We start from the raw sequence: 25,958 nt of genomic DNA, 5'->3' as shown, positions 1-25,958 counted from the left end.
GAGCCAACAAAAAGGGCGACCCGCAGGCCGCCCTTCGTACTCACCGTCGAGTCCGCCAGATCAGCGCGGCGAGGCCACGGCACGGTTGCTGGAAGCGCCCTTGCCCTTGCGCTTGTCCTGCTGCGCAGGGCTCGCGCCTTCGGCCATCAGGTTGTCGCTGCCGAAGTCGGTGTCCACGTCCAGCCAGCGCTGCGTCGGCAGGCCGAGCGCGGAATCGAGCACGGTCGGCAACAGGCCGCTGGGCAGGCCGCTTTCGCCGTTCCACATGATGGCGATGCCGAGATCGCGTTCCGGCACCAGCGCGACCAGGCCGCGATAGCCCTGCACGGCACCGGCATGGAACACCACGTCGTGGCCGGCGTAGTCGAAGGTGCGCCAGCCCAGCGCGTAACCGGCCGAGTGCAGCCGCTCGCGGCGCCAGCCCGAACGCATCTCGCCCGGGGTGTTGATCAGGCTGGAATGCAGGGTCGCCAGCAGCGGCGCCGGTAGCACGTCCGGACGGTGGCCGGTGTGGGCCAGCAGCCACTGCGCCATGTCGCTGGCGCTGGCGTTGACGCCGGCAGCCGGGGCGACGCGGTAATAGGTCGGCTTCGGTGTCAGTGACACCCAGCCGTTGCGGCTGCGCACGTGCGGGCGCGCCCAGCGCGAGCTGGCCTGGATGCCGGCCAGGCCGAGGCTGGCATCGTTCATGCCCAGCGGCTTGAAGATGCGGCGCTCGACCGACTGCTCGTAGAAGCTGCCCGAGGCGGCATAGACCACGTCGCCGATCAGGCTGAAGGCCACGTTCTGGTAGGCGTAGCAGTCGCCCGGCAGGCACTTCAGGCCGGTGTTGGCCAGCTTCTGGGTCAGCGAGTAGTACTCGGCGTTGCCTTCGATGTCGCGGTCGTAGGCGTTGTACGGCAGGCCGACGCGGTGGCTGAGCACGTCGGCCACGGTCAGGCGGTCGGTCGCTTCCGGCGAGTTGAGGCGGAAGCCCGGCACATAGTCGGTGACCTTGCTGTCCCAGCGCAGGGTGCCGTCGTTGACCAGCAGGCCGGCCATGGTGCCGGCGAAGGCCTTGGACAGCGACGCCAGGCGGAACACGGTGTGGGCATCAACCGGCAGCGGGTTGTTGACGTCGGTGACGCCATAGCCGCGTGCGCTGAGCACACGGCCACCCTGCACGATCGCCACGGCCATGCCCGGCACGCGCTCGCCATAGGTCAGCTGCTGCGCCATCGATTCGATGTTGGCGACGTTGAAGCCGGCCGCTGGCAGCTGCACCTGCGGCACCAGGCCGGTACGGTAGGCCGCCGGCTGGGTGTGGGCGACAGCAGCGCCGGCAGCGGACTCGATGTTGGTCGGCATCGGCGGCAATGGCGGCGGGGTCTGCGCGGTGGTGGACAAGGCAACGGGCATCAACATGCCCAGCAAACCGGTGGCCGCCGAACGGATCGGACGACGCAGGCTGTTCTTTTTCATCGGTTGGACCCGTGCGCGACTGCTGATGGCGATTCTAGCGCCGCTTTTCCCTTGTGCACAAACAAAGCGAAGATGAATGCGCATCTCGTTGAAAAAGTTGGAATTTTGACGCCCCGAAAGCATGTATCGGAACGTGTCGTCCGGGCGAGGCCGTGACACTGCGTTGCGGCCTTCTGCATGGCTGCTGCTGGCGATGTTGCAGTGCATTGGCTAACGTACGCGCTTCACCGCCGCCGGAGCCTGCCATGCCGCTGTCCAACCGCCTTTCGCAGGCGAGGGGAGCCGCGTGAGCGCGGCCGGTTCCGGCCCGCTGCGAGGGCTGTTCACCGGGCTGCGCGAGTCGCCGGCCCTGTGGTGGTCGTTCCTGTATTTTTTCTGCCTGCTCAGCGGCTACTACGTGCTGCGCCCGGTGCGCGAGGCGATGGCCGCCTCGGCCGATCTGGAAACCGTGTTCCCGCCGATGCTGATCGCCTGGTTCGCCGGTCATGGCATTGCGCTGAAGGACTTCGTCCTGCAGTTCCTGTTCTCCTGCGTGTTCGTGATCATGCTGGTGCTGCAGCCGGTTTACGGCTGGCTGGTCAGCCGCTTCCCGCGACGGGTGTTCCTGCCGGCGGTGTATGGCTTCTTCATCGTCACCCTGCTGGGCTTCTACGCACTGTTCGATACCGGCGTGCCAGGGCGCGGCATGGCCTTCTTCCTCTGGGTGATGGTGTTCAACCTGTTTGCGGTGGCGGTGTTCTGGAGCTTCATGGCCGATGTGTTCTCCAATGCGCAGGCGCGTGCGTACTACGGCTACATCGGTGCGGCCGGTACCGTTGGCGCCTTCCTCGGCCCGCTCATCACCAGCGTGCTGGTGCAGCGTGTGGGCATTGCCAACCTGATGCTGGTTTCGGCCGGGTTCCTGCTTGTGTGCCTGTTCTGCATCTGGCGGCTGCGGCACTGGGCGGTGCTGCGCGAACGCGAACAGCAGCTGGTGTCGGGCGAGAAGCCGATGGGCGGCAGCGTGCTCGATGGCCTGAAGCTGATCGTGCGCGAGCCGCTGCTGCGCTGGCTGGCGGTGATGGTGGTGTTCGGCGTGGGCGTGGGCACGTTGTTGTACAACCAGCAGGCCAGCATCGTGCGCGCGGCCTTCAGTGACCCGGCAGCGAGCACGGCGTTTTTCTCGCGCATCGACCTGGCGGTGAACGCACTGGCCCTGTTGATGCAGCTCGGCCTGACCCGCTGGCTGCTGTCACGTCACGGTATCGCCCCGGCGCTGCTGATCCCGGGCTTTGCGATCCTGATCGGTTTCTCGGTACTGGCCGCCTCGCCGATGCCGCTGATGGTGGCAGTGGTGCAGGTGATGACCCGTGCCAGCGAATTCGCGCTGGCCAAGCCTGCCCGCGAGACCATCTACACCCGTGTGGACCGCCAGTGGCGCTACAAGGCCGGCGCGGCCATCGACACTGTGGTTTACCGCGGAGCGGACCTGAGCTTCACCTGGGTGCACAAGGGGCTGTCGCTGCTGGGTTCCCATGTGGTGTTCATCGGTGGCGTGTTGGTTGCCGCGTGCATGACCGCCGCCGCATTCGGCGTGCTGCGCGAAGAAAAGAAGCTGCCGCGCGACCGCTGAGACGCGCGGGGTCGGATCCCTCTCCCACGGAGAGGGCTCTGACCCCATCACCCCATCCATCTATCCAAGGAACCGCCCATGTACTGGATCGCACTTGCCCTGACCCTGCTGGTCGCATTGCTGCACGCCTATTTCCTGGTGCTGGAGATGTTCCTGTGGACCCGTCCGCTGGGCCTGAAGACGTTCCGCAATACGCCGGAGAAGGCGCAGGCCACGCGTGTGCTGGCGGCCAACCAGGGCCTGTACAACGGCTTCCTGGCGGCGGGCATCGTGGTGGGGCTGGTGATCGATCAGCCGGTGCTGGTGACGTTCTCGCTGGCCTGCGTGGTGGTGGCGGGGTGCTATGGCGCGTACAGCGTGAGCCGGCGCATTTTCATGATCCAGGCCGTACCGGCGATTCTGGCGTTGGTGTTTCGCGCGCTGGCGTAGTTTCCAGCCAACGGCGCAGCCCCTCGTGGGGTGGTCGCGTAGAGCTGTTCATGTGATTGGTGGGGCGGGTGGGCCGTGCAGGGGACGCTGCAAGTCCCCCTCCGGGGCCCGGCCCAGCCGCTGGCGGCTGTGCGTTCAGGCGCTTGCGAAGCAGTGCTTCGCAAGCAAAGCGCCTTCACCCATGTAAGCTCGATGGCGCCATCCATGGCGCCAACGCCCCTGCACGGCCCACCCGCCCCACCCCTGACAGTTTCCGTGCGCGGCCAGCCCACGGAGAAGAAAAAGAAGATCAAGAGCAACAGCGGGTCGCTGCGCTCGTGGGTTCTGCGCGCATGAAAAAAGCGGCCGGTGGGCCGCTTTTGCTTTTGCTCTTCTTTTTCTCTTCCGTGGGTGGACGCCGCAGAGATCTGTCAGAGGCTGGGGGCGGTGGGTTCGCGGGGGTGTCCGCGGCATGGATGCCGCGGCCAAGCCCCCATGGACGGGTTCACGGCGTCCCCCGCGAACCCACCGCCCCCAGCCAAACCAAAGCTTTCCGCGACCAACTGCCCACCCACGAGGGGCTGCGCCGTTCGCGGGAACACTACTTCGCCGGCGACATCCACATGTCGATGACTGCGCTGAACACCTCGGTGCCCGCACGGTCGCGCACGCTCACCGTCACCGGCAGCGCATAGCCCTCGGCCGCGACGACAATCGGCTGCGCCGGCAACGCCAGCGCCCGCAGCGTGCCACGCGCCTTCGCCAGGTACTGCACCTGCATGCCCTTCGGGATCCAGCGCATGCCCTTCGGCAGCGAGGCATCGACCATCAACCCGGCGGTCAGCTCGGCCAGGTTGCACATCGCGATCGCGTGCACCGTGCCGATGTGGTTGCGCACCTTGCGGCGGTCGGCCAGCGTGCCTTCGCAGCGGCCGTGCTCCAGACGGGTTATGCGTGGCGCAATGCTGGCGAAGTAGGGTGCCTTGAAGCACACCGCGCGGGAGAACAGCCAGTTGCCGGCAGGCCAGCGCTGAAGACGCTGGTAGAGGGACAGCAGGGGCGTGGACATGGTTGGAATTCCGGTCGGCAGATGAAACAACGGCGGGCCGAAGCCCGCCGTCGAAGGCAACACATGTCGCGGGCGATCAGGCTGCCTGCGAGTGCGGGTCCTTGTGCTGGCGGTCGTAGTAGCTGGCCGCGCGCAGTTCGTGGGTGTCGAAATCGTCCACGGTGATGGTGTCCAGGGTCAGCGTGCGCAGTTCTTCCAGCAGGCTGCGCTCGTCCTGGGTGATCACGCCCTCGGCCACGGCTTCGTCCAGCTGGCTGTTGAAGTCCAGCGCTTCGATGCCCTTGCTCTTCAGCGCCTTCAGGAACTTGCGCTCCACCGGCTCGGCCATGATCGCCTTGCTCAGGTAGCTGTTGATGCGGCCACCCGGGTTGTTCTCGCAGGGGGTCAGGAACACGCCGCTGGCCAGACGGTCACGCGCTTCGTTCGGAGCCATCAGCAGGGCGGCCACGCGGCGGCTCAGGCGATCGCCCGGTGCCTCGGCGCGACGGCCCAGCGGGAAGATCAGTGCCCACATCAGCCAGCCGATCGGTCGGATCGGGAAGTTGCGCAGGGCCGCCGACAGCGATTCCTCGATCTTGTGCACGCTGTCATGGAAGGCCCAGGCCAGCAGCGGCTGGTCGGCCTGCGGTGCGCCTTCGTCGTGGTAGCGCTTGAGCATGGCGCTGGTCATGTAGACATGGCTCAGCACGTCGCCCAGGCGGCCGGACAGCGACTCCTTGAACTTCAGCTTGCCGCCGAGGGTCATCATCGAGATGTCAGCCATCAGCGCCAGGTTGGCCGAGTAGCGGTCCAGCTTGCGGAAGTAGCGGCGGGTGTAGGCATCGCCCGGGGCAGCGCCGAAGCGCGCGCCGGTCAGGCCGAACCAGAACGAACGCACGGCATTGGAGATGCCGAAGCGGATGTGGCCGAACAGGCTGCGGTCGAAGTCCTGCAGGCCGGCACGGATGTCCGGATCCTGCGCGGCCTTCATTTCCTTCAGCACCCACGGGTGGCAGAGGATCGCACCCTGGCCGAAGATCAGCAGGCTGCGGGTCATGATGTTGGCGCCTTCCACGGTGATCGCGATCGGCGCGGCCTGCCAGCTGCGCCCGGCGAAGTTGCGCGGGCCGAGGATGATGCCCTTGCCGCCGATCACGTCCATCATGTCCGAGATCACTTCACGGCTCATGTTGGTGCAGTGGTACTTGGCAATGGCGGACGGCACCGACGGCACGTCGCCGCGGTCCACCGCAGCTGCGGTGGCCTGCGACAGCGCACTGATCTTGTACGCCTTGCCGCCAATGCGGGCCAGTGCTTCTTCCACGCCCTCGAAGCGGCCGACCGACAGGCCGAACTGCTTGCGGATGCGCGCATAGGCGCCGGTCACGGCGGCACCGGCCTTGGCACCGCCACTGGCGGTGGACGGCAGGGTGATCGAGCGACCCACGGCCAGGCACTCGTTGAGCATGTTCCAGCCCTTGCCGGCCATGGCAGCGCCACCGATCAGCTGGGTCAGCGGAATGAACACGTCCTTGCCGCGGATCGGGCCGTTCTGGAAGGTCGAGTTCAGCGGGAAGTGGCGGCGACCGATTTCAACGCCGGCGGTATCACGCGGCAACAGGCCCAGGGTGATGCCGATGTCGCGGGTTTCACCGATCAGGCCATCCGGGTCGTACATGCGGAAGGCCAGGCCGATCAGCGACGCGACCGGGGCCAGGGTGATGTAACGCTTGTCGAAGGTCAGCTTGACGCCGAGCACCTGCTCGCCGTTCCACTCGCCCTTGCAGACGATGCCGTAGTCCGGAATGGAGGTGGCGTCGGAGCCGGCGAACGGGCCGGTCAGGCCGAAGCAGGGCACTTCGCGGCCATCGGCCAGGCGCGGCAGGTACTGGTCCTTCTGCTCCTGGGTGCCGTAATGCACCAGCAGTTCGCCCGGGCCCAGCGAGTTCGGCACGCCGACGGTGGAGCTGACCACCGAGGACACCGAGGCCAGCTTCTGGATCACCTTGTGGTGGGCCAGCGCGGAGAAGCCGAGGCCGCCGTATTCCTTCGGAATGATCATGCCGAAGAACTTGTTCTTCTTGATGAAGGCCCACAGTTCCGGCGGCAGGTCGGCATGGACGTGGGTGATTTCCCAGTCGTTGACCATCTTGCACAGCTCTTCGACCGGGCCATCGAGGAAGGCCTGCTCTTCCGCGGTCAGCTGCGGCTTGGGGTAGTTCAGCAGGATGTTCCAGTCCGGGTCACCGGTGAACAGCTCGCCTTCGAAACCGACCGAGCCGGTTTCCAGCGCGATGCGCTCGGTCTGCGACAGCGGCGGCAGCACCTTGCGGAACACCTTCATCATCGGGCCGGTCAGCAGCGGCTTGCGGATGAACGGCAGCAGCAGCGGCACGGCGATCACCGCCAGCACGGCGGCGGCAACGATCGTGGCGGTCTGGTTGACGTAGGGCACGAACCAGCAGGCGACCAGCAGGGCCACGCTGATCAGCGTCCAGGTAACCAGCCGCATGCGGTGGTAGGCGACGAACGCGCCTGCCAGCAGCAGGGCGAGGAAGGGAAGAACGATGCTCATGAGCGTGCTCCGGTGACGTGCTCGTTTGTGGCGGACGAAGCCGCAGCATCCGCTGCGGGCAACACGTCCAGATAGTCCAACACAGTAGCGGTAAAGGCGTTGTTGTCGTCGCCGGCAACCATATGCGTGGCCTGCGGCAGCTGTACATGGCGCGCGTGCGGCGCCAACGCCAGGAATTCGGCCACGGTCTGTGGCGTGACCAGATCGCTGCGACCGCCGCTGACCAGCAGCAACGGGCACTTCACCTGGCGCGCGGCTTCAGCCAGCGCGTCCTGGTGCTGCTCGCTGTCGCGGGCCAGTTCGGCCACCAGGCGCGGGTCCCAGTGCCAGCGCCAGCGGCCGTGGTCGTCCTCGCGCAGCAGGGCGCGCAGCGACTGTTCGGATTTGCGCGGGCGGTGCGGCATGTAGGCCGAGATCACGTCGGCGGCCTGGGCCAGCGACGCGAAGCCATCGGGGTGAGCGGTCATGAAGGCCAGGATGCGTTCGACCCCAGCGGTATCCCAGCGCGGGGTGATGTCGACCAGCACCATCGCCGAGAACAGGCCCGGCCAGCGCGATTCGGCGAGCAGGCCGAACAGGCCGCCCATCGATGCTGCAACCAGCACCGGTGGGCGCGGTTGCTCGCCGGCCAGCACGATCAGGTCATCGGCGAACTGTTCGCCGTGATAGGGCAGGTCGGCGGCATTCCAGTCCGAATCGCCATGGCCGCGGGCATCGTAGGCCAGGGTCTGCAGGCCAGCTGCAGACAGTGCGCCGGCGGTCGCATTCCAGGCATGCCGGGTCTGGCCGAAGCCATGTGCGAACAGCACACGGCCTCGACGGCCGTGGTCACTGGCGGTGGCGGCCAGACGGGTGCCATGGGCCGCTTCCAGGCGCAGGTCATGGAACGCAGCGGGAGTCGGGGACGTAACCATACTTGCTAGTATGGATTGCTTCGGAAGGAAGTCAATACTGCATCGTATGGTGCGATGCGGAAGGCCATCCGGACTGCTCTGCGACGGATTCGGCCGCATTCGCGTACTGCAACGAACCCCGGCGTATGGTTAAATCAGCCCATGAATCAACCTGACGCTTCCGCCGGCGAACCGCGCGCCGGCCGCAACAGCCGCCTGAGTGCCGAAGACTGGGCCCAGGCGGCCCTCGATCTGATTGCTGAACAAGGCGTGGGTGCCGTCGCGGTGGAACCGTTGGCGCGGCGCCTGGGCGTGACCAAGGGCAGTTTCTACTGGCATTTCCCCTCGCGTGATGCGTTGCTGCAGGCCGCGCTGGAGCGTTGGGAGCTGTTCGAACAGGAACAGGTGTTCGGCAGTCTCGAAGACGTGCCCGATCCCCGGGTGCGCCTGCGCCAGCTGTTCCAGATGGTCGCCCATGAGGTGCAGCCGCACATCATCTACAGCGAACTGCTGAAGGCGCTGGACCACCCGATGGTGCGTCCGGTGATCGACCGCGTCTCGCAGCGCCGCCTGGATTACCTGATCGCCTCGTTCCGCCAGGCCGGGCTCAGCTCGACCGATGCACGCCATCGCGCGCGCCTGGCCTACGCGGCCTATGTAGGCTTCCTGCAGCTGTCGCTGCAGCTGCAGCAACCCAAGCAGGCCCGCGAAGATTTCGAGGCCTACGTCGAGCATCTGATCGACACGCTCATCCCCAGCTGAATGGGCAAGGGGGCGTCCTGCTGAGGCTGGAAGCGTCAAGCAGGACGGCCTCAATGCGCCAACGTATGTCGCAGTGAGACCGATTTCACGCGATTTGGGCGTTTTCTTAACGACTCTTTAATTCCAGATCAAGTGTGGCTACTATCGGGTCACCAGTCGTTTTTGTGCCTCCTTTTCTGGCACGCCGGCTGGACTCAGCACACAACCCAAGATCCATGGAGAGAGAGCCCATGAAGTTGAACAGCAACAAGCTGCGCGATGCTGTGTGCGTTGCGTTGGCGGCCAGCGCCGCATCCGTGGCCGGCACCGGCACGGCCCTCGCCCAGCAAGCGACCAATCTGGACCGCATCGAAGTCACCGGTTCGCGCATCCGTACCGTCGACGTCGAAACCGCCCAGCCCGTCCTGACCCTCAACCGCGCGGATATCGAGAAGCAGGGCTTCTCGTCGGTCGCCGACATCCTGCAGAACATCAGCGCCGTCGGTTCGCCGCCGATCAGCCGTGCCCAGCCGCTGTCCTCGGGCGAAGCCGTGGGCGGTACCTACATCAGCCTGCGTGATCTCGGTGCCACCCGTACCCTGGTGCTGCTCAACGGCAAGCGCCTGGGCATCACCACCGGTGGCCTGCAGGACATCTCGACCGTGCCGGTGTCGGCCATCGAGCGCATTGAAGTGCTGAAGGATGGCGCTTCGTCGATCTACGGTTCCGATGCTATCGCCGGCGTCATCAACATCATCACCCGTACCAACTTCGAAGGCGCCACCGGCAGCGTCTACTACGGCCAGTACAGTGAGGGCGACGGTGCCACCCGCACCATGGACTTCACCATGGGCGTGAAGGGTGAGCGCGGTTCGCTGACCATCGGTGCCGAGTACGCCAAGGAAGACAAGGTGCGGGCGGCGGATCGTCCGTACGGTGCCTTCCCGCGCAGCGCCAACCACCCGGACTTCGGCTGGACCACCGTCGGTGAATTCGGTGGCTTCGTCAGCCGTCCGGCCGATGGCCTGCCGGGCGTCACCTATCCGGCTGCCAGTGCGGGCAATCCCAACCGCGAAGTGCGCGTGATCCTGCGTGAGGGTGGCAACCCGAACAACAAGGCCGACTACGTCGCGCAGAACGTCAACAGCTTGGTCACCAAGGACAAGACCAATACCAACCTGCAGACCGACCTGCGTACCCCGCAGGAACGCCGCGCGGTGTTCGTCGATGGTATCTATGACCTGACCGACAATGTGCGCCTGCGCACCAACATGCTGTACAGCTACCGCGATTCGAACCGTCAGATCGCCGGCTACCCGTACCAGGCGCTGGCCTTCACTTCGCCGATGTCGGCCACCAGCGCGTTCAACCCGCTGGGCACCGAAATCAGCAACTGGTGGCGTCGTACCCTGGAAGTGCCGCGCAACACCCGCGCCGAACTGACCACGTTCCGCTTCAGTGGTGGCCTGGAAGGCAGCTTCGAGTTCGCTGACCGTCTGTTCGACTGGGATGTCGGCTACCTGTACAACAACAACAAGCTGGTCCAGACCAGCACCGGTGACCTCAACCTGACCGCGCTGCGTGCGGCGGTGGGCCCGTCCTTCATCAACAGCAGCGGCGTGGCGCAGTGCGGTACCGCCGCCAGTCCGATTCCGCTGAACCAGTGCGTGCCGTACAACCCGTTCCTGCGTGCCGGCATTCCGAGCAACGGTGCCAATGGCGCATTGACCGGCAATGATGCGCTGCAGAAGCTGCTGTTCCCGGCGGCTCACTCCACCGCCGAGACCACCACCAAGGTCGTGACCGCCAACCTGGCCGGCAGCCTGTTCACCCTGCCTGCGGGCGATCTGGGCTTCGCCGTCGGTATCGAACACCGCAAGGAAACGGGCAGCTTCAGCCCGGATGCGCTGGTGCAGTCGGGCAACACTTCCGGCCTGGCCAACTTCCCGACCGGTGGTGGCTACAAGGTTGACGAAGTCTATGCCGAGTTCAACATACCGATCCTGGCCGATCTGCCGGGCGCCCGCGAGCTGAGCCTCAACGCGGCCACCCGTCATTCGGACTACGACACCTTCGGCACCACGCTGAACAGCAAGTTCGGCTTCAAATGGAAGCCGGTCGATTCAGTGCTGATCCGCGGTACCTGGGCCGAGGGCTTCCGTGCCCCGACCATCGCCGACCTGTACAGCGGTGGTTCGCAGTCGTTCGACTTCTACACCGATCCGTGCGATTCGGTCTATGGCGCTGCGCGTACCAATGCTGCGGTGCGTGCCCGTTGCGCCGCCGCACTGCCGGCTGGCGTCAATGTCGCTAACTTCCGCCAGCAGCAGCAGGGCTTCACCCCGACCACCGCTGCGTCGTCGCAGACGCCGTTGGCCTTCGTTTCGGGTTCGAACGACCAGCTGACTCCGGAAACCTCGACGTCCAAGACGCTGGGCGTGGTGTGGAGCCCGGGCTTCATCCAGAACTTCAACATGTCGCTGGACTGGTGGGAAATCCGTGTCGAGAACACCATCATCGCCGACACGGCCAACCTGATCCTCAACGATTGCTACCTCAACGACATCGCGTCGCGCTGCTCGGCCTTCACGCGCGACCCGGTGACCGGCATCGTCAACAACCTCAACCGCACCGGCATCAACGCCGGCTACCGCGAGGTGGAAGGCTTCGATCTGGACGTCAGCTACCGCCTGCCGACCGATCGCTTCGGTAACTTCAGCGCGCAGTGGACCAGCACCTACACCTCGCGTGATGACCTGGTCACCACCAAGAACCCGGTCACCCACCCGAACCCCCGCACCGGCGTGGGCTGGGCGGGCGGCGCGTTCCGCGTGCGTTCGAACCTGAACCTGGGTTGGGAAATGGGTGACTTCGGCGCCAGCTGGACCGTTCGTTACTTCTCGGGCATGAAGGAGTCGTGCCTGAGTGCTGTGACGTTCCCGGAAGAGTGCAACCTGCCGAACTACGCCTCGCCGAACAACCAGGGCGTGGCCGTGGGCAGCGCGACCAACCAGCGTGGCGCAACGGTGTTCAACGACGTCCAGCTGCGCTGGAGCGCGCCGTGGAACGCGACCGTGGCGGTGGGTGCCAACAACGTGTTCGGCCGCGTGGGCCCGACCATGTACAGCCAGCCGAACGCCAACGTCTCCTACTACGGTGGCTTCGACATCGGTCGCTTCCTGTACATGAAGTACACGCAGCGCTTCTGATTGCAGCGTAATCCGTACGTGTGACATGGCCACGCCCCGAAAGGGGCGTGGCCTTTTTCATGGGGTGGGTTCGCCGGCCGGCACCGGGCGGAACGGCCCAGTGCACGTCGCCATGCACGCAGCCGCAGGCAGGTGACGTTGTGTCACCAGGGAGGTAGAAGAGAAGAGCATCGCAGCGTTGACGCTGCGATCAGGCAGGGGGCTTACAGGTCCTGCTCGTAGCGCACGTACGGCACGGTGCCGTCGTCGTTGCTCTCGTTGCGGGGCGAGAACGGGTTCTTGCCGCGGCTGATCACATTCTCGGCGCCGACGGTGAGCTGGCCGGACCACGGGGTGCGCCAGGTCAAGCCGATACCCAGGCCTTCCCACTTGCCTGGCTTGCCGGGTACGTCAATGACGCGGCCGATGATGCTGCCGGTGAAGTTGCCATAGCCGGCACCGATGCTCAGGCTTTTGCTGTCCCAGCGATCGACGATGGCCGGTGAGGCATCGGCCAGTGGCACCAGCCGCGCCTTGGCGTAGGTGCCGGCGATGGAGACGAAACCTTCGCGGCCGATGTTCTTCTGCGCGAATACGGTCAGGTCGTTCTGCTCGGCACGCAACGAAGGTGTCTTGTTCGGCCCGGACAACCAGGCCGGCAGGGTTTCACGGCCGGTACCGGCGGTGATGCCCAGGCGGCTGTTGCCACGGTTCAGCGCAGCGGTGCCGGTGAAGCGGCGGCTGTTGAGGTCATCGTCATCGCCGAGGCTGGCCAGCATGCAATGGCTGGCCAGTCCGCTCATGCTGGTTCCGCTGCTGTTGCAGAGCAGGCCCAGCGAGTCGCCGGACGACAGCCCGAAGGCTGCATCCAGCGAGTTGCGGCCGAAGTGCCAGCGCGCGCCGGCCGCCTGTTCGCCGGTCGGTTCCAGATACAGCAGGGCCTCGACCTTGCCGCTGCCCTTGTTCCACACCGGCAGCACGGTGCGGGTGTCCTTGCTCTGCGCGTGCACGCCCGTGATCGCGCCAAGGGCGATCAGCAGGGCCAGCGGTAGACGCAGGAAGGTACGCATCGGACCAGTTCAGACAGGGACGGACAACGGAAGTTCCCGCGGATACGGGAACTTGATCCTAGGGTGTTTATGAATTCTTAACAAGCCTTGATCCCCCCAGATGCAAGACATGCCGTTTACTGAAGCCGTTCAGGCGCCGGCACAGTCCCCTCGGCACCGTGGAACAATATGCCGAACTCCGTCAACGGAAAGTGATACTCCCGCCCGCAGAATTCGCAACGGACCTCGACCGCGCCACTGGCTTCGGCGGCAGCACGGGCCTCGTCCTCGCCCAGCGACTGCAGCATCGAGGCCACCCGATCACGGGAGCAGGAACAGGCGAAGGACAGCGGCTTTTCGCCCAGCAGCGCCGGCTGCTCCTCGTGGAACAGCCGGTGCAGCAGCTGCTCGGCCGGGGTGGCCAGCAGTTCGGCCTTGCCCAGGGTCTCGAACAGCGCGCTGGCGCGTGCCCAGCCATCCTCGTCGCCCTCGTCGCCGGGCAGCTTCTGCAGCAGCAGGCCGGCGGCGCCGTCGCGGTCGGCGACCAGCAGCAGGCGGGTTGGCAGCTGCTCGGATTGGCGGAAGTAGTCCTCGAAGGCCTCGTCCAGTTCCGGCGCGGTCAGCCCGACCAGGCTCTGGTAGCGCTGCGGCTCGCGCGGGTCCAGCCCCGGGTTCTCGATGGTGATGGCGAGCAGGGCATCGTCGCCGAGATTGGACAGGTCGCGCGGTGCATCGGCGCCTTCACTGAGCTGGGCAATGCCGCGCAGGGTGCCGGCCGCGGTGCATTCGGCGAACAGGGTGCGCAGTGCAGTGCTGCTGCGCAGCTGGATCGACAGGCGGCCATCGATCTTGGTGTGGCCGGTGAACAGTGCCGAGGCCACGCAGGCTTCACCGAGCAGCTCAGCGGCAGTATCCGGGTACTGGGCGTGGGACAGGATCTCCTGCCAGGTCGCCTGCAGGCGCACATGGACGCCGCGGACACCAGCGTCGGGGAGCAGGAAGCGGATCAGGGAATCGGGGTTGGCGGTCATCGGCTCACATCGCGCGTAAACAGGGGCGGTTGCCGGATAATGTGCCGACAACCAGACAGAAGAAGGATGCACCAGTAATGGGGGCAGCGGGAGAGCAGCACAAGGTAGAGGCGGTTGAGGCTCCGCCACGCCGTCGTCGCTGGCACTGGAAGCGCCTGCTGTGGCTGCCCGTGCTGCTGGCCGCCTTCAGCTGCCTGCAGGTGCTGGTGTTGCGCTTCATCGACCCGCCGCTGTCCACGGTCATGCTGTGGCGCTATGGCGAGGCGCTGGGCGAGGGTGACTGGTCCTATCGCCTGCACTACCAATGGCGGGATATGGAGCAGATGGCGCCGAGCCTGCCGATTTCGCTGGTGGCGGCCGAGGACCAGCGCTTCCCCGAGCACAGTGGCTTCGATCTGCAGGCCATCGAGAAGGCCCGCGACCACAATGCCAAGGGCGGACGCCTGCGGGGGGCCAGCACGATCAGCCAGCAGGTGGCCAAGAACCTGTTCCTCTGGCAGGGCCGCAGCTGGATCCGCAAGGGCCTGGAGGTCTGGTACACGGTGCTGATCGAGGCGCTGTGGCCGAAGGAGCGGATCCTGGAGATGTACGCCAACATCGCCGAGTTCGGTGATGGTGTGTACGGCGCGCAGGCGGCGGCGAAGAAATTCTGGGGCAAGGATGCGGCGCGGCTGAGCCCGGCCGAGAGTGCGCGGTTGGCGGCGGTGCTGCCGGCACCGCGGCGCTACAACGCAGCGGCGCCGGGGCCGTATGTGCAGCGGCGCGCGGCGTGGATCCAGCGCCAGGCGCGGCAGCTGGGTGGGGCGGCGTACCTGTCGGAGGAGTGAGGCCCAGGCGGCCCGGTCGGCAGGCCGTGCGCCTGCCGGCGACGTACAATCCGGGCATGACCCGCGAACGGCTTACTTTCGTCATCGCTGCCTACAACGAGGCCCTGGCACTGCCGCTGCTGCATCCGCGGTTGTGCGCCGTGCTCGACGGCATGCCCGACATCGAGGGCCACATCCTCTATGTGGACGATGGCAGCCATGACGGCACTTGGGAGGTGATTGCCGGCCTGGCCCAGTCCGATGTACGGGTCTCCGCCCTGAAGCTGTCGCGTAACTTCGGCAAGGAAGCAGCGCTGACCGCCGGCCTGGATCTGGTGCGCGACGGCGCGGCGATGATCCTTGACGCCGATGGCCAGGACCCGCCGGAACTGGTGCCGGAGTTTGTCGCGCGTTGGCGCGAAGGCCATGACAACGTCTACGGCACGCGCATGGCCCGCGATGGCGAGGCATGGGTCAAGCGCGCTACTGCCGCGATGTTCTACCGGGTGATCGGGCGCCTGTCGCGCACACCGATCCCCGCCGATACCGGCGATTTCCGCCTGCTCTCGGCGCGCGCGTTGAGTGCACTGCGCGAAATGCGTGAGCGCCACCGCTTCATGAAGGGCCTTTTCAGCTGGGTCGGATTCAAGCGGATCGCGGTGCCCTATCACCGCCATGCGCGCGTGGCCGGATCCAGCAAGTTCAGTCTGTGGCGGCTGTGGAATTTCGCCCTGGAGGGCATCACCGGGTTCTCGACCGTCCCGCTGCGCGCGGCGACCTACATGGGCCTGGCGACGGCGGCGGTGGCCTTCGTGTTCGGTGTCTGGGTGATCGCCAAGGCGGCCCTGTACGGCGACCGGGTTGCCGGCTGGCCGACGATGATGGCGGTGATCCTGTTCCTGGGCGGCGTGCAGCTGATCGCACTTGGCTTGATCGGTGAGTACCTGGGCCGGCTGTACGAGGAGTCCAAGCAGCGGCCGTTGTACCTGGTTGACGCGTGGCTAGCATCCGCCGTGGCAGACTCGGCCCTGCAACCCACCCTTGGAGGGCAGGCGGATGACCACGGTACGGCAACTGTTGGACGGCAAGTCTCCTGAAGTACATGCGGTCGCGCCGGATGCGGCGGTGATCGACGCGATCCGGTTGATGGCGGAAAAGGGCATTGGTGCGGTGCTGGTGATGGACGGGCCGCGGCTGGTCGGCATCCTGTCCGAGCGCGATTACGCGCGCAAGATCGTGCTGCGCGATCGTTCGTCGCGCGATACGGCGGTGGCGGAGATCATGACGGCGCAGGTGGTGACGGTGTCGCCGGGCGAGCAGGTGGAACACTGCCTGCAGCTGGTGACCGACTACCGCATCCGCCACCTGCCGGTGGTGGAGGGCGCACAGGTGCTGGGAGTGATCTCCATCGGCGACCTGGTGAAGTCGGTGATCGATGCGCAGCGCAGGGAGCTGGATCAACTGCAGCAGTACATTGTGGCGGGGTGAGGTGTTCGCTGGCGGGCCTGCGGCCCGCCGGCCCGCTTTTCGAAGCTCAAAGCCAAAGCCAAAGCAGCGCCTTCCTGATACGTCGGGGAGGCGGAGGGCATGGCCGTGCAGGACACGCCGTAAACCCCTCCCTGGGGGCTCGATGGCGCCATCCATGGCGCCAACGGTCCTGCACGGCCATGCCCTCCGCCCCTGGACACGTTCCTGCGAGCGCGGTGCATACATGCGCGGTGGCTCGCCTTTGGTAGCTGCCAACCTTGGTTGGCAACAGCTTTTGACTTTGCTTTTTCTTTTGACTTTGAATTTCCGCTCTCGTTCCGCGCGCTGGAAACTGTCCGGAGCCGGAGCAAGGCGGCAGGCAGGACCGTGAGGCGCATGGATGCGCCGACCGAGCCTACAGGGACGTATTTACGGCGTGTCCTGCCTGTCGCCTTGCTCCGGCTCTACGCGCGGAAAAACGAGGCGCCGCGAACAACGCTTCTACTTCGCATACTGCCCCCCGCAGTCGGCATCCTTCCCCGGCCCCAGTTCGATGGTCGCCAGCAACGCCGCCGGTGGGGCGATGCTGCCCAGTGCCAGGGCCACGGCTCCCCGGATGCCCAACGCCTTGAAGTCCGGGCGGAATGACGGGTCCTTGAACGTGCCGGAGATGTGCAGCGGCGAGCGGAGTACCAGGATGCTCTTGTCCTTCGGGCGCGGCTTCAGGAGCAGGTCCAGGCTCTCGTCGCGCAGGCTGACTGTGCCTTCGCCGATGAGGATCGTATCGGTGGTGTCCACCGCCAGCGCCTCGCTGGTCATCAGGCCGTCGCGCACGCCGAAGTCGGCGAAGGCGCAGCGCAGGGGGATCTGCTTGTCGCCGGTCACCAGGAATTTCAACGATTCGGTGATGTCCAGGCCGGCCAGTTCCATCACCAGGTTGCCGACATGGCCGCGACCCATCGCCAGGCCGACCTGGCCACTGCTGCTGCCGAGCATTGCGGCGATCGAGTTGCCGTGGCCGCTCAGGTCCACATTACCGCCGATGCCGCCCTTGGCCTGCTCGGCCAGCTTGGCATCCGGGAACAGTTGGCCCAGCTGTACACCGCGCACGCTGGCCTTCAGTGCGGTGGCGATCTGCGGCTGGCGTGCGTCCATGCGGATGGTGCTGCGGATATCGCCGCCGGCCACGCCGAAGTTCAGCGGGTCCAGCCGCAGCACGCCATCATCCAGCAACAGGTGCGCATCCATGTCATCCAGCGGCAGTGACGGCGCATTGATGCGGTGGGCCTTCCAGCGCACGTCGGCATCCATTGCGCGCAGCTTGCCCAGGTTGTACGGGGTATCCGGCAGCACCCGCGCGCTGGCCGCAACGCGTGCGGCCTCGGCCTTCTGCTGCGCGTTCGCGGTTTCGCCGCCGCCGGTCTTCGGTGGCGCACCGACGAAGCCGGCCAGGTCGTCGAAGTCCAGGCGCTTGGATTCCAGTGTGGCGGTCAGCCGCGGCCGTGCGCCGCCCACCTCGAACTGCAGGTTGCCGCCGAGGTCGCTGTCGCCGACCTTGCCGGTGAACTGCTCATAGCGCCAGACGTTGTGGTCGCGCTTGAGACGGCCGTTCAGGGCATAGGGGGGCGACGGTGGGATGGCGATACCCAGCAGCGGATAGAGATCGGCAAGATCCTGGCCGCTGAGCGCGAACTGCAGGTCGAACATGCGCAGCTGGAAGGGATTGGTCAGCGTACCGGTGGCCACCGCATGGGTGGCGCCGGCGCGGCCATCGAGGTGGATGCGGAACGGATGATCGCTGTCGGTCAGCTGCAGTGGCGACTCGGTACCGCCACGCAGGGTGAACGGGTTGCCCCGCCAGCGACCCTTGCCCTGTACCAGCAGCGGTGGTGCGGCGTCGGCCTGCTTCGGCTGGCCGCTGCGCACATCCACACGGATGTCGGTGCGGCCCAGAGCGTCGAGGAACTGCAGGCGCCCGTCATCGATGCGCAGGCGCTTGAGCTGCGGGCTGGTCCCGCCGGAGCGGTCCCCGAGGAAATCCCAGTTGCCTGGTTCATCCTTGCGCGGCGCAGTTTCCAGCAGCACGTCCGGCCGGGTCAGGCGCACCTCGGGCAGTTGCACACTGCCGCGCAGCAGGGGCCACACCCGCACATCGATCTCGATGCGGTCGGCCGTGGCCATCTCCGGCTGCTTCGACCAGCTTGCATTGGCGAAGGTGATCGCATCGGCGCGGACCGTGCTGGTGCGGCCGAGGTCGACATCCAGGTGGCCGATGTGCAGCACACGGCCGGTGCGCGCCTGCACGGCGCGCTCGACCGGGCCCTTGAACCAGTTCCAGTCCCACAGCGCGATCAGCAGCAGGATCGCGGCCAGCAGGAAGACCAGCACGGCCAACCCGCGCTGGCCGCGCGGGCCTGGGCGACGGAAACGCCAGCGGGATGCGCGTGGCGCGGCAGGGGAGGGGGCAGCATTCACGCTGCCATGGTTGCCCCCTGATCGTGGAGGGGGCGCGAAGCGTCCATGTGCGTGGTGTGCACAAGCCGCGCGTGCGCGCTTACAGCACCTGCATGGTGACTGCGACGAAGTGGCAGACGCTGCCGCCGATCACGAACAGGTGCCAGATCGCATGCGAATAGGGGATCGATTCACGGTGATAGAAATACGTGCCCAGCGTGTACGACAGGCCGCCGCCGAACAGCCAGGCCAGGGTGCCGCCGTCGATCGAAGCCCACATCGGCTTGATCGCCACCACTACCAACCAGCCCATGGCGATGTAGATCACGGTTGAGAGCACCTTGAAGCGGCCGGTGTAGAACAGCTTGAACACCACGCCGCCCAGCGCCAGCGCCCAGATCGCGGTGAACAGGCCCCAGCCCCAGGGGCCGCGCAGGCCGATCAGGGTGAATGGCGTATAGGTGCCGGCGATCAACACGTAGATCGCGCAATGGTCGAAGACCTTCAGGCGGCCCTTGGCGACCGGATGCTGGATGGCGTGGTACAGCGTGGAGGCGGTATACAGCAGCAACAGGGCGATACCGAACACGATCGCACTGGCCAGCTGCCAGCCGTCACCGTAGATCGCGGCCAGGGTGATCAACACCGCACTGGCGGCCAGGGCGAATACCGCGCCCAACCCGTGGGTCAAGGCGCTGGCGATTTCTTCACGGATCGAAGCAATGGACGTCGTGGACATGGGCATGGGCATCGGTCACGGGGAGGGGGACCCGCGTGCCCCTATCATCGCCGCGATGGCCGGTGCGTGCACGCCCGTCACCGTATGGTGGGTGAATCCCAGTGTTGCGGGGGATGAATCGCCCGCGACTGCTGGGGTCAGAGCCCTTTCCTTGCGGAAAGGGATCCGACCCCACGGCTCAGCCTACCGAAACGGTATGCGCCGCTTCGCGAGTGGCCGAGAAACGCACGTCTGGCGAGCGTTCCTGGGCCAGCTGCAGGTTGACCCGGGTCGGTGCCAGGTAGACCAGATGGCCGGCTGCATCCAGCGCCAGGTTCAGCGCGTTCTTCTCGCGGAACTCTTCCAGCTTCTTCTCGTTGCTGCAGTGGACCCAGCGTGCGGTGCTGACGCTGACCTGCTCGAAGGTGGCTTCCACGCCATATTCGTCCTTCAGGCGGTAGGCGGCCACGTCGAACTGCAGCACGCCGACGGCGCCGAGGATGAGGTCGTTGCTGGTCAGCGGCCGGAAGAACTGGGTCGCTCCTTCCTCGGACAGCTGGGCCAGGCCCTTCTGCAGCTGCTTGAGCTTCAGCGGATCACGCAGGCGGGCGCGACGGAACAGTTCCGGGGCGAAGTTGGGGATGCCGGTGAAGGTGACCGCTTCGCCTTCGGTGAAGGTATCGCCGATCGAGATGGTGCCGTGGTTGTGGATGCCGATCACATCGCCGGGCCACGCCTCGGCGGCGATCTCGCGGTCGCTGGCCATGAAGGTCAGCGCGTTGGCCAGCTTCATGTCCTTGCCGGTGCGCACGTGGAAGGTCTTCATGCCGGCGCTGAAACGGCCCGAGCAGATGCGCATGAACGCCACGCGGTCACGGTGCTGCGGGTCCATGTTGGCCTGGATCTTGAACACGAAGCCGGTCAGCTTGTTCTCTTCCGGGGCGATCACCCGGCCGGTGGTGGTGCGCGCCTGCGGCGGTGGTGCATGCTCGACGAAGAAGTCCAGCAGCGGCTGCACGCCGAAGTTGTTCACGCCCGAGCCGAAAAACACCGGGGTCTGCTTGCCGGCACGGTAAGCGTCGAGGTCGAACGGATGGCTGGCGCCCTGCACCAGATCCAGCTCGTCGCGCAGCTCGGCCAGCATCTGTGCACCGATCTTCTCGGCCAGGCCGGGCGCATCGATGGACGGGAAGATGGTGGAGTCCTGGCGGGTGAAGTTGCGGCCCGGTTCGTACAGATGCACCTCGCCGGTCAGCAGGTGGACCACGCCCTTCAGGCGCTGGCCCATGCCGATTGGCCAGGTCACCGGTGCGCACTGGATGCCCAGTACGGTCTCCACTTCATCCAGCAGCTCGATCGGGTCCTTGCCCTCGCGGTCGAGCTTGTTGATGAAGGTCATGATCGGGGTGTCGCGCAGGCGGCACACTTCCATCAGCTTGATGGTGCGCTCTTCCACGCCCTTGGCCACGTCGATCACCATCAGCGCCGAGTCCACCGCGGTCAGCACGCGGTAGGTGTCCTCGCCGAAGTCGGCGTGGCCGGGGGTGTCGAGCAGGTTGACGATCTTGCCCTCGTACGGGAACTGCATCACCGAGGAGGTGACGGAGATGCCGCGTTCCTTTTCCAGCGCCATCCAGTCGGAGGTGGCGTGGCGGGCGGCCTTGCGGCCCTTGACCGAACCGGCCATCTGGATCGCGCCGCCGAACAGCAGCAGCTTTTCGGTCAGCGTGGTCTTGCCTGCGTCAGGGTGGGAGATGATGGCGAAGGTGCGGCGACGCGACGCTTCGTTGGCGACTTCGGACATGGCAGTGGCGCCCGCCCGGGGCGCTTTTCAAAGAGATAAGCGCCCGATTATACCGGCCGGGGCCGGTCAGCGCCCGGTGCCGCCGCCGGCCTCGCCCTGGCGGGCGAACTGCAGCTGGCCCTGCTCGGCGAAGATGCGTGCCGGCAACGAGCGCAGGCCCATGCCGCGGTTGACCTGCACCACGAAGTGCAGGTGCGGCGCGCTGCTGAAGCCACTGTTGCCGGACAGGCCGATCGGCTGTCCGATGCCCACTGCCTGGCCACGGCGCACACGCATACCACCGGCCTGCAGATGGCCGTACAGGGCCATGCTGCCGTCGCTGTGCAGCACGCGGATGAAGTTTGCGCGGGCACCATCGCGTTCACGATCCAGGCCGTTGCCATGGAAGCCGTCCTGGATCTGCATCACCGTGCCCTCGCGCGCGGCCAGCACCAGCGTGCCCTCCGGCAGTGCGAAGTCGACCGCGTCGCGGTTCTCCTCGTCATCATGGCTGAAACGGCCCTGTGGTGCCTGGTCCACGCGCGGACGGGCGTCATCGAACGGCAGGCGGTAGGCCACATCCTCGGCCTGCGCGGCCGGGTTGCCCGGAACCGACCGCAGGCGCAGGTCCAAGGTGCGGCCGTTGACCGGCGCGGGCAGGTGGCCGACGACCAGGCTGCTGTCGCCCTGGATAAGCGACTGTACCGGCAGGCCCTCGACAGGGTGTCCGGGCGCGGCGCGCAGCTCGACCTGCAGTGGCCCGGCCAGGGCATTGTCGATCCGGGCCTGCCACTGCTGGCCGATCGGCTGCAGGCGCAGCTGGGCCATCGGCGCGGCGCTCTGGGCGGTCTCGCCACGGGGGGGCGGAGCGGCCGGGGCGGACTTGGGCACCAGTCCCCACCCCTGGCGCCAGTCGCCGGCGCTTGCCGTCGCGCTTGCCAGCAGGGACAACAACAGGCAGGTCAGGGGCAGGCGCGGCATCAGCGGTTCCAGCGGGTAGGGGCCGCCGGGACTGTAGCCGATCCTGAACGGGACGACCGCGACCGCCTTCGCACAGCTGGGCTGAAAATATTCATCGCTTTATCCGCATGAAAGGATTGACAGTCCCGAAAGAGGCTGGCATCGTAGCTCCACCATCGAGACCGGCAGAGGGACAGGCCCTTTGAAGCCGGGGCAGCCCGCAGGCGCGCAAGCGACTGCGTAGGTGCCAAATCCTGCGGGGACCCTGGCGTCCACCGAAAGATGGTTCGAACCATGCACCGCACGTGCATCTCGAACGCGGGCCCCGCGAAGGCTCGATGGCCGATTCCCCAACCGGATCCCGCCATGAGCTTCGCCGCCAGTACCGCCATTCGCCCCGAACCCTTTGTCCCCGTCAGCGTGCCGGTCGAGGACCGCGTGCATGCCGAGCGCGGTGAGTTCGCCGCGGTGCTGTCGATGCGTCACGCCGGCTCCAGCCCGGTGCGCCTGCGCTATGAGTGGGTCGGCCCGGCCAATGCGCAGGTGGTGGTGCTGGCCGGTGGCATTTCCGCCCATCGCCACGTGGCGTCCAATGCACAGTTCAGCGAGAAGGGCTGGGCCGAAGATCTGGTCGGCAGCGGGCGCGCGCTGGATCCACAGCAGCTGCGTGTACTGGCCTTCGATTTCATCGGTGCCGACGGTGCACTGGATGTGCCGATCGATACCGCCGACCAGGCCGATGCACTGGCGCTGCTGCTGGACCATCTCGGCATCCGCGCGCTGAAGGCGTTCGTTGGCTATTCCTATGGCGCGCTGGTCGGCCAGCAGTTCGCGATCCGTCACCGCGCGCGAGTGCGCCAGCTGGTGCTGGCCAGCGGTGCACATCGCCCGCATCCGTATGCCGCCGCCTGGCGTGCGCTGCAGCGCCGCGCCGTCGCGCTCGGCCAGCTGCAGTGCGGTGAAGACCACGGCCTTGCCCTGGCGCGGCAGTTCGCAATGCTCAGCTACCGTACGCCGGAAGAATTCGGCGAGCGCTTCGATGCCGCGCCGGAAGTCATCAATGGCCGCGTGCGTGTGGCTGCCGAAGACTATCTCGATGCGGCCGGCGCGCAGTACGTCGCGCGCACGCCGGTGACCGCCTACCTGCGCCTGTCCGAATCGATCGACCTGCACCGCGTTGATCCGACCGCGATCCTGCCACCGACCGTGGTGGTGGCCGTGGAGGGCGACCGCCTGGTGCCGCTGGCCGATCTGGTCGGCCTGGTCGAAGGGCTGGGCCCGCGCGGCAGCCTGCGCGTGCTGCGCTCGCCCTACGGCCACGACGCCTTCCTCAAAGAAACCGATCGCATCGACGCGATCCTCGCCACCGCCTTCCGCACTTCTGGAGAGTCCGCATGAGCCTGCACGCCAACGAGCCGTCCTGTAGTCGCACCACCGCCGCCGTCCGCGCCGGCATCGATCGTGACACCGCGCATGGAGCGGTCACGCCGCCGATCGTGCTGTCGTCGAACTTCAGCTTTGAAGGCTTCGGCAACAAGCGCCAGTACGACTACACGCGCAGTGGCAACCCGACCCGTGACCTTCTGGGCGAGGCGCTGGCGGAACTGGAGGGCGGCGCCGGCGGCGTCATTACCGCCACCGGCATGGGCGCGATCAACCTGGTGCTGAACGCGCTGCTGCAGCCTGGCGACACCCTGGTGGTGCCGCACGATGCCTACGGCGGCAGCTGGCGCCTGTTCAATGCGCTGGCGAAGAAGGGCCACTTTGAGCTGGTCACCGCCGATCTGACCGATCCGCGCGCGCTGGCGCAGGCATTGGCCACCCAGCCGAAGCTGGTGCTGGTGGAAACGCCGTCCAACCCGCTGCTGCGCATCACCGACCTGCGCTTCGTCATCGAGGCGGCACACAAGGCTGGTGCGCTGGTGGTGGTCGACAACACCTTCCTGTCGCCGGCGCTGCAACAACCGCTGTCGTTCGGCGCGGACCTGGTGCTGCATTCGACCACCAAGTACATCAACGGCCACAGTGATGTGGTCGGCGGTGCGGTGATCGCGCGTGATCCGGCACTGCATGAGCAGCTGGTGTGGTGGGGCAATGCGCTGGGCCTGACCGGTTCGCCGTTCGATGCTTTCCTGACCCTGCGTGGCCTGCGCACGCTGGATGCGCGCCTGCGCGTGCACCAGGAGAACACCGCCTCGATCGTGGCCCTGCTGGATCAGCATCCGGCGGTCGGCGCGGTCTACTACCCGGGCCTGGCAGATCATCCGGGCCATGCCATCGCCGCTCGCCAGCAGAGTGGCTTCGGCGCGATGCTGTCGTTCGAACTGGCAGGCTGTGCCGGTGACGATCCGCATGCCGCTGTGCGCGCCTTCGTCGACGGCCTGCGTTGCTTCACCCTGGCCGAATCGCTGGGTGGCGTCGAAAGCCTGATCGCGCATCCGGCCACCATGACCCATGCGGCGATGACCGCCGAAGCGCGCGCGGCCGCCGGCATCAGCGAAGGCCTGCTGCGCCTGTCGGTCGGCATCGAGGCCGAGCGTGACCTGCTGGCGGATCTCGGCGCAGCGCTGCAGCGCGCCGAAGCCGTGATCGATGCGGCTGCGCGCCGCAAACAGGTGGTGGATGCATGAGCGCACTCGCCGCTGACATTCCTGCGCTGGGCGCGGGGCGCCTGGCGCTGCTCGGCACGGGCACGGTTGGTTCGGCCTTCGTGCAGCGCTACCAGGCATTGCAGGCGCGCGGGCTTGAGCTGCCCAGCGTGCAGTGGCTGGCCAATTCGCGCACCGCGCTGGCGATCGATCGTGATCTGGCGCTGCCGCTGGAACTGGCGCGGCGTGCGCCGCGTGATGGCCAGAACTCGCCGCCATGGGCCAGTGCCGAAGGGCTGGAGCGTGGCGACGTGGTTGTCGATGCGACCGCCAGTGAAGACGTCGCCGCGCGTCACGTGCAGTGGCTGGCACGCGGTGTGCACGTGGTGACTGCCAACAAGCTGGGTCGTGGCGCGCAGCTGGCACGCGCACAGGCCATTGCAGAGAGCTGTGCCGACAGCGGTGCGCGCTACGGCGACAGCGCCACGGTGGGCGCGGGCCTGCCGTTGCTGAGCAGCCTGCGCGCGCTGGTAGCCGGTGGCGACCACATCCACGCCATCGAGGGCGTGCTGTCCGGTTCGCTGGCCTGGCTGTTCCATCGCTATGACGGCCAAGCGCCGTTCTCGGCGGCGGTGCGCGAAGCGCTGGCGGCGGGCTACACCGAACCCGACCCACGCCTGGACCTGTCCGGCGAGGATGTGCGCCGCAAGCTGCTGATCCTGGCCCGCAGCAGCGGGCTGGCGCTGGATGCTTCGCAGGTGCAGGTGGATTCGCTGGTGCCGGAAACACTGGCAGCGTTGCCGCTGGAGGATGCGGTGGCTGCGCTGGAACAGCTGGATGCGCCGCTGCAGGCGCGCTGGCAGCAGGCACGCGACAACGGGCGTGTGTTGCGTTTTGTCGGTCGCGTTGATGGCAACGGTGCGCAGGTAGGCCTGCGCGAGCTGCCGGCCGATCATCCGCTGGCACAGGGCGCGGGCACCGACAACCGGGTAGCGATCCACAGCGATCGCTATCAGCGCCAGCCGTTGTTGATCCAGGGGCCGGGCGCGGGCGCGGAAGTCACTGCGGCCGCGCTGCTGGATGACGTGCTGCGGATCGTGGGTTGACGTCCCTGCTGCTGCGCTCGCCGGGCATGGCCCGGCGCTACCAACCCCGCTCGCAGGTAGCGCCGGGCCA

General features: G+C 66.8%; 20 protein-coding genes and 1 riboswitch. Of the genes, 10 read left to right on the top strand and 10 right to left on the bottom strand.

Translation table 11 applies throughout. The annotated features are described in order from the left end of the window. Positions 1-60: 60 nt before the first annotated feature. Entirely contained in the window at positions 61-1,461 is a 1,401-nt protein-coding gene (locus tag SMAL_RS15600; protein ID WP_006384876.1) for a serine hydrolase domain-containing protein, read from the bottom strand. 286 nt (positions 1,462-1,747) lie between these two features. On the opposite strand from SMAL_RS15600, the gene SMAL_RS15595 reads away from it, so the two are divergent. Both SMAL_RS15595 and SMAL_RS15590 read left to right on the top strand, forming a co-directional pair. After that, positions 1,748-3,073, top strand: coding sequence for an NTP/NDP exchange transporter (locus tag SMAL_RS15595; protein WP_006384874.1), 1,326 nt, complete (start codon positions 1,748-1,750; stop codon positions 3,071-3,073). Between the two features lie 78 nt (positions 3,074-3,151). After that, on the top strand, positions 3,152-3,502 hold the full coding sequence (locus tag SMAL_RS15590) for a DUF1304 domain-containing protein (protein WP_006384872.1): 351 nt from the start codon (positions 3,152-3,154) through the stop codon (positions 3,500-3,502). 580 nt (positions 3,503-4,082) lie between these two features. Here SMAL_RS15590 and SMAL_RS15585 read toward each other — a convergent pair. The 3 genes from SMAL_RS15585 to SMAL_RS15575 all read right to left on the bottom strand — a co-directional run bounded on the left by SMAL_RS15585 (position 4,083) and on the right by SMAL_RS15575 (position 8,018). Beyond that, positions 4,083-4,550, bottom strand: a complete 468-nt coding sequence (locus SMAL_RS15585; RefSeq protein WP_012511865.1) for a hotdog fold domain-containing protein — start codon at positions 4,548-4,550, stop codon at positions 4,083-4,085. A gap of 76 nt (positions 4,551-4,626) precedes the next feature. Then, positions 4,627-7,104 carry an acyl-CoA dehydrogenase gene (locus SMAL_RS15580; protein WP_012511864.1) on the bottom strand — a complete coding sequence of 826 codons (2,478 nt, stop codon included), beginning with the start codon at positions 7,102-7,104 and terminating at the stop codon, positions 4,627-4,629. Further along, positions 7,101-8,018 carry an alpha/beta fold hydrolase gene (locus SMAL_RS15575; RefSeq protein ID WP_012511863.1) on the bottom strand — a complete coding sequence of 306 codons (918 nt, stop codon included), beginning with the start codon at positions 8,016-8,018 and terminating at the stop codon, positions 7,101-7,103. Before SMAL_RS15575 ends, SMAL_RS15580 begins: the two co-directional genes overlap by 4 nt. 141 nt (positions 8,019-8,159) lie before the next feature. Here SMAL_RS15575 and SMAL_RS15570 point away from each other — a divergent pair, with 141 nt between their 5' ends. Both SMAL_RS15570 and SMAL_RS15565 read left to right on the top strand, forming a co-directional pair. Next, positions 8,160-8,759: a TetR/AcrR family transcriptional regulator gene (locus SMAL_RS15570; protein WP_012511862.1), complete on the top strand. Its 600-nt coding sequence runs from the start codon at positions 8,160-8,162 to the stop codon at positions 8,757-8,759. A 230-nt stretch (positions 8,760-8,989) separates the two neighbouring features. After that, complete coding sequence (locus SMAL_RS15565; protein ID WP_012511861.1) at positions 8,990-11,947, top strand: TonB-dependent receptor domain-containing protein; 2,958 nt, start codon at positions 8,990-8,992, stop codon at positions 11,945-11,947. 203 nt (positions 11,948-12,150) lie between these two features. Here SMAL_RS15565 and SMAL_RS15560 read toward each other — a convergent pair whose 3' ends face one another. Together SMAL_RS15560 and hslO are read right to left on the bottom strand one after the other, a co-directional pair. Next, entirely contained in the window at positions 12,151-12,996 is an 846-nt protein-coding gene (locus SMAL_RS15560; protein WP_006384775.1) for an XOO1806 family protein, read from the bottom strand. 116 nt (positions 12,997-13,112) lie between these two features. Next, complete coding sequence (hslO, locus tag SMAL_RS15555) at positions 13,113-14,006, bottom strand: Hsp33 family molecular chaperone HslO (RefSeq protein ID WP_006384774.1); 894 nt, start codon at positions 14,004-14,006, stop codon at positions 13,113-13,115. Positions 14,007-14,083: 77 nt separating this feature from the next. Between hslO and mtgA the strand changes: the two genes are divergently transcribed. From mtgA to SMAL_RS15540, 3 genes are read left to right on the top strand one after another with little or no spacing between them, the layout of a single operon-like run. Continuing rightward, complete coding sequence (gene mtgA, locus SMAL_RS15550) at positions 14,084-14,833, top strand: monofunctional biosynthetic peptidoglycan transglycosylase (RefSeq protein WP_012511860.1); 750 nt, start codon at positions 14,084-14,086, stop codon at positions 14,831-14,833. Between the two features lie 56 nt (positions 14,834-14,889). Then, positions 14,890-15,909: a glycosyltransferase family 2 protein gene (locus SMAL_RS15545; RefSeq protein WP_012511859.1), complete on the top strand. Its 1,020-nt coding sequence runs from the start codon at positions 14,890-14,892 to the stop codon at positions 15,907-15,909. Further along, a complete protein-coding gene (locus SMAL_RS15540) occupies positions 15,869-16,300 on the top strand; it encodes a CBS domain-containing protein (RefSeq protein WP_012511858.1) in 432 nt (143 codons plus the stop codon). Before SMAL_RS15545 ends, SMAL_RS15540 begins: the two co-directional genes overlap by 41 nt. A 480-nt stretch (positions 16,301-16,780) precedes the next feature. Here SMAL_RS15540 and SMAL_RS15535 read toward each other — a convergent pair whose 3' ends face one another. From SMAL_RS15535 to SMAL_RS15520, 4 genes are all read right to left on the bottom strand, one after another. After that, positions 16,781-18,754, bottom strand: a complete 1,974-nt coding sequence (locus SMAL_RS15535) for an AsmA family protein (RefSeq protein WP_012511857.1) — start codon at positions 18,752-18,754, stop codon at positions 16,781-16,783. A 79-nt stretch (positions 18,755-18,833) separates the two neighbouring features. Next, positions 18,834-19,472, bottom strand: a complete 639-nt coding sequence (gene trhA, locus SMAL_RS15530) for a PAQR family membrane homeostasis protein TrhA (RefSeq protein ID WP_032972214.1) — start codon at positions 19,470-19,472, stop codon at positions 18,834-18,836. A gap of 178 nt (positions 19,473-19,650) precedes the next feature. Then, positions 19,651-21,255 carry a peptide chain release factor 3 gene (locus tag SMAL_RS15525; protein WP_006384729.1) on the bottom strand — a complete coding sequence of 535 codons (1,605 nt, stop codon included), beginning with the start codon at positions 21,253-21,255 and terminating at the stop codon, positions 19,651-19,653. 66 nt (positions 21,256-21,321) lie between these two features. Next, positions 21,322-22,215 (bottom strand): M23 family metallopeptidase, encoded by an 894-nt coding sequence (locus SMAL_RS15520; RefSeq protein ID WP_012511856.1) that lies wholly within the window; start codon positions 22,213-22,215, stop codon positions 21,322-21,324. Between the two features lie 149 nt (positions 22,216-22,364). Beyond that, a riboswitch (SAM riboswitch) is annotated at positions 22,365-22,483 on the top strand. Positions 22,484-22,560: 77 nt separating this feature from the next. On the opposite strand from SMAL_RS15520, the gene metX reads away from it, so the two are divergent. From metX to SMAL_RS15505, 3 genes are read left to right on the top strand one after another with little or no spacing between them, the layout of a single operon-like run. Next, on the top strand, positions 22,561-23,592 hold the full coding sequence (metX, locus tag SMAL_RS15515) for a homoserine O-succinyltransferase MetX (RefSeq protein WP_006384721.1): 1,032 nt from the start codon (positions 22,561-22,563) through the stop codon (positions 23,590-23,592). Next, positions 23,589-24,824, top strand: coding sequence for an O-succinylhomoserine (thiol)-lyase (locus SMAL_RS15510; protein ID WP_012511855.1), 1,236 nt, complete (start codon positions 23,589-23,591; stop codon positions 24,822-24,824). Before metX ends, SMAL_RS15510 begins: the two co-directional genes overlap by 4 nt. Continuing rightward, positions 24,821-25,888: a homoserine dehydrogenase family protein gene (locus SMAL_RS15505; protein WP_006384718.1), complete on the top strand. Its 1,068-nt coding sequence runs from the start codon at positions 24,821-24,823 to the stop codon at positions 25,886-25,888. The genes SMAL_RS15510 and SMAL_RS15505 overlap by 4 nt, the downstream gene beginning before the upstream one ends. Positions 25,889-25,958 lie beyond the last annotated feature (70 nt).

The sequence above is a fragment of the Stenotrophomonas maltophilia R551-3 genome, assembly GCF_000020665.1.
GTDB classification, from domain to species: Bacteria; Pseudomonadota; Gammaproteobacteria; order Xanthomonadales; family Xanthomonadaceae; genus Stenotrophomonas; species Stenotrophomonas maltophilia_L.
This window is presented reverse-complemented; position numbering and strand designations above follow the sequence as displayed.

Bases quoted from the DNA above. Each gene is read 5' to 3' on its own strand.
- SMAL_RS15600 (WP_006384876.1), bottom strand. From the start codon at position 1,461: ATGAAAAAGAACAGCCTGCGTCGTCCGATCCGTTCGGCGGCCACCGGT.
- SMAL_RS15590 (WP_006384872.1), top strand. From the start codon at position 3,152: ATGTACTGGATCGCACTTGCCCTGACCCTGCTGGTCGCATTGCTGCAC.
- SMAL_RS15585 (WP_012511865.1), bottom strand. From the start codon at position 4,550: ATGTCCACGCCCCTGCTGTCCCTCTACCAGCGTCTTCAGCGCTGGCCT.
- SMAL_RS15580 (WP_012511864.1), bottom strand. From the start codon at position 7,104: ATGAGCATCGTTCTTCCCTTCCTCGCCCTGCTGCTGGCAGGCGCGTTC.
- SMAL_RS15575 (WP_012511863.1), bottom strand. From the start codon at position 8,018: ATGGTTACGTCCCCGACTCCCGCTGCGTTCCATGACCTGCGCCTGGAA.
- SMAL_RS15570 (WP_012511862.1), top strand. From the start codon at position 8,160: ATGAATCAACCTGACGCTTCCGCCGGCGAACCGCGCGCCGGCCGCAAC.
- SMAL_RS15565 (WP_012511861.1), top strand. From the start codon at position 8,990: ATGAAGTTGAACAGCAACAAGCTGCGCGATGCTGTGTGCGTTGCGTTG.
- SMAL_RS15560 (WP_006384775.1), bottom strand. From the start codon at position 12,996: ATGCGTACCTTCCTGCGTCTACCGCTGGCCCTGCTGATCGCCCTTGGC.
- hslO (WP_006384774.1), bottom strand. From the start codon at position 14,006: ATGACCGCCAACCCCGATTCCCTGATCCGCTTCCTGCTCCCCGACGCT.
- mtgA (WP_012511860.1), top strand. From the start codon at position 14,084: ATGGGGGCAGCGGGAGAGCAGCACAAGGTAGAGGCGGTTGAGGCTCCG.
- SMAL_RS15545 (WP_012511859.1), top strand. From the start codon at position 14,890: ATGACCCGCGAACGGCTTACTTTCGTCATCGCTGCCTACAACGAGGCC.
- SMAL_RS15540 (WP_012511858.1), top strand. From the start codon at position 15,869: ATGACCACGGTACGGCAACTGTTGGACGGCAAGTCTCCTGAAGTACAT.
- trhA (WP_032972214.1), bottom strand. From the start codon at position 19,472: ATGTCCACGACGTCCATTGCTTCGATCCGTGAAGAAATCGCCAGCGCC.
- SMAL_RS15525 (WP_006384729.1), bottom strand. From the start codon at position 21,255: ATGTCCGAAGTCGCCAACGAAGCGTCGCGTCGCCGCACCTTCGCCATC.
- SMAL_RS15520 (WP_012511856.1), bottom strand. From the start codon at position 22,215: ATGCCGCGCCTGCCCCTGACCTGCCTGTTGTTGTCCCTGCTGGCAAGC.
- metX (WP_006384721.1), top strand. From the start codon at position 22,561: ATGAGCTTCGCCGCCAGTACCGCCATTCGCCCCGAACCCTTTGTCCCC.
- SMAL_RS15510 (WP_012511855.1), top strand. From the start codon at position 23,589: ATGAGCCTGCACGCCAACGAGCCGTCCTGTAGTCGCACCACCGCCGCC.
- SMAL_RS15505 (WP_006384718.1), top strand. From the start codon at position 24,821: ATGAGCGCACTCGCCGCTGACATTCCTGCGCTGGGCGCGGGGCGCCTG.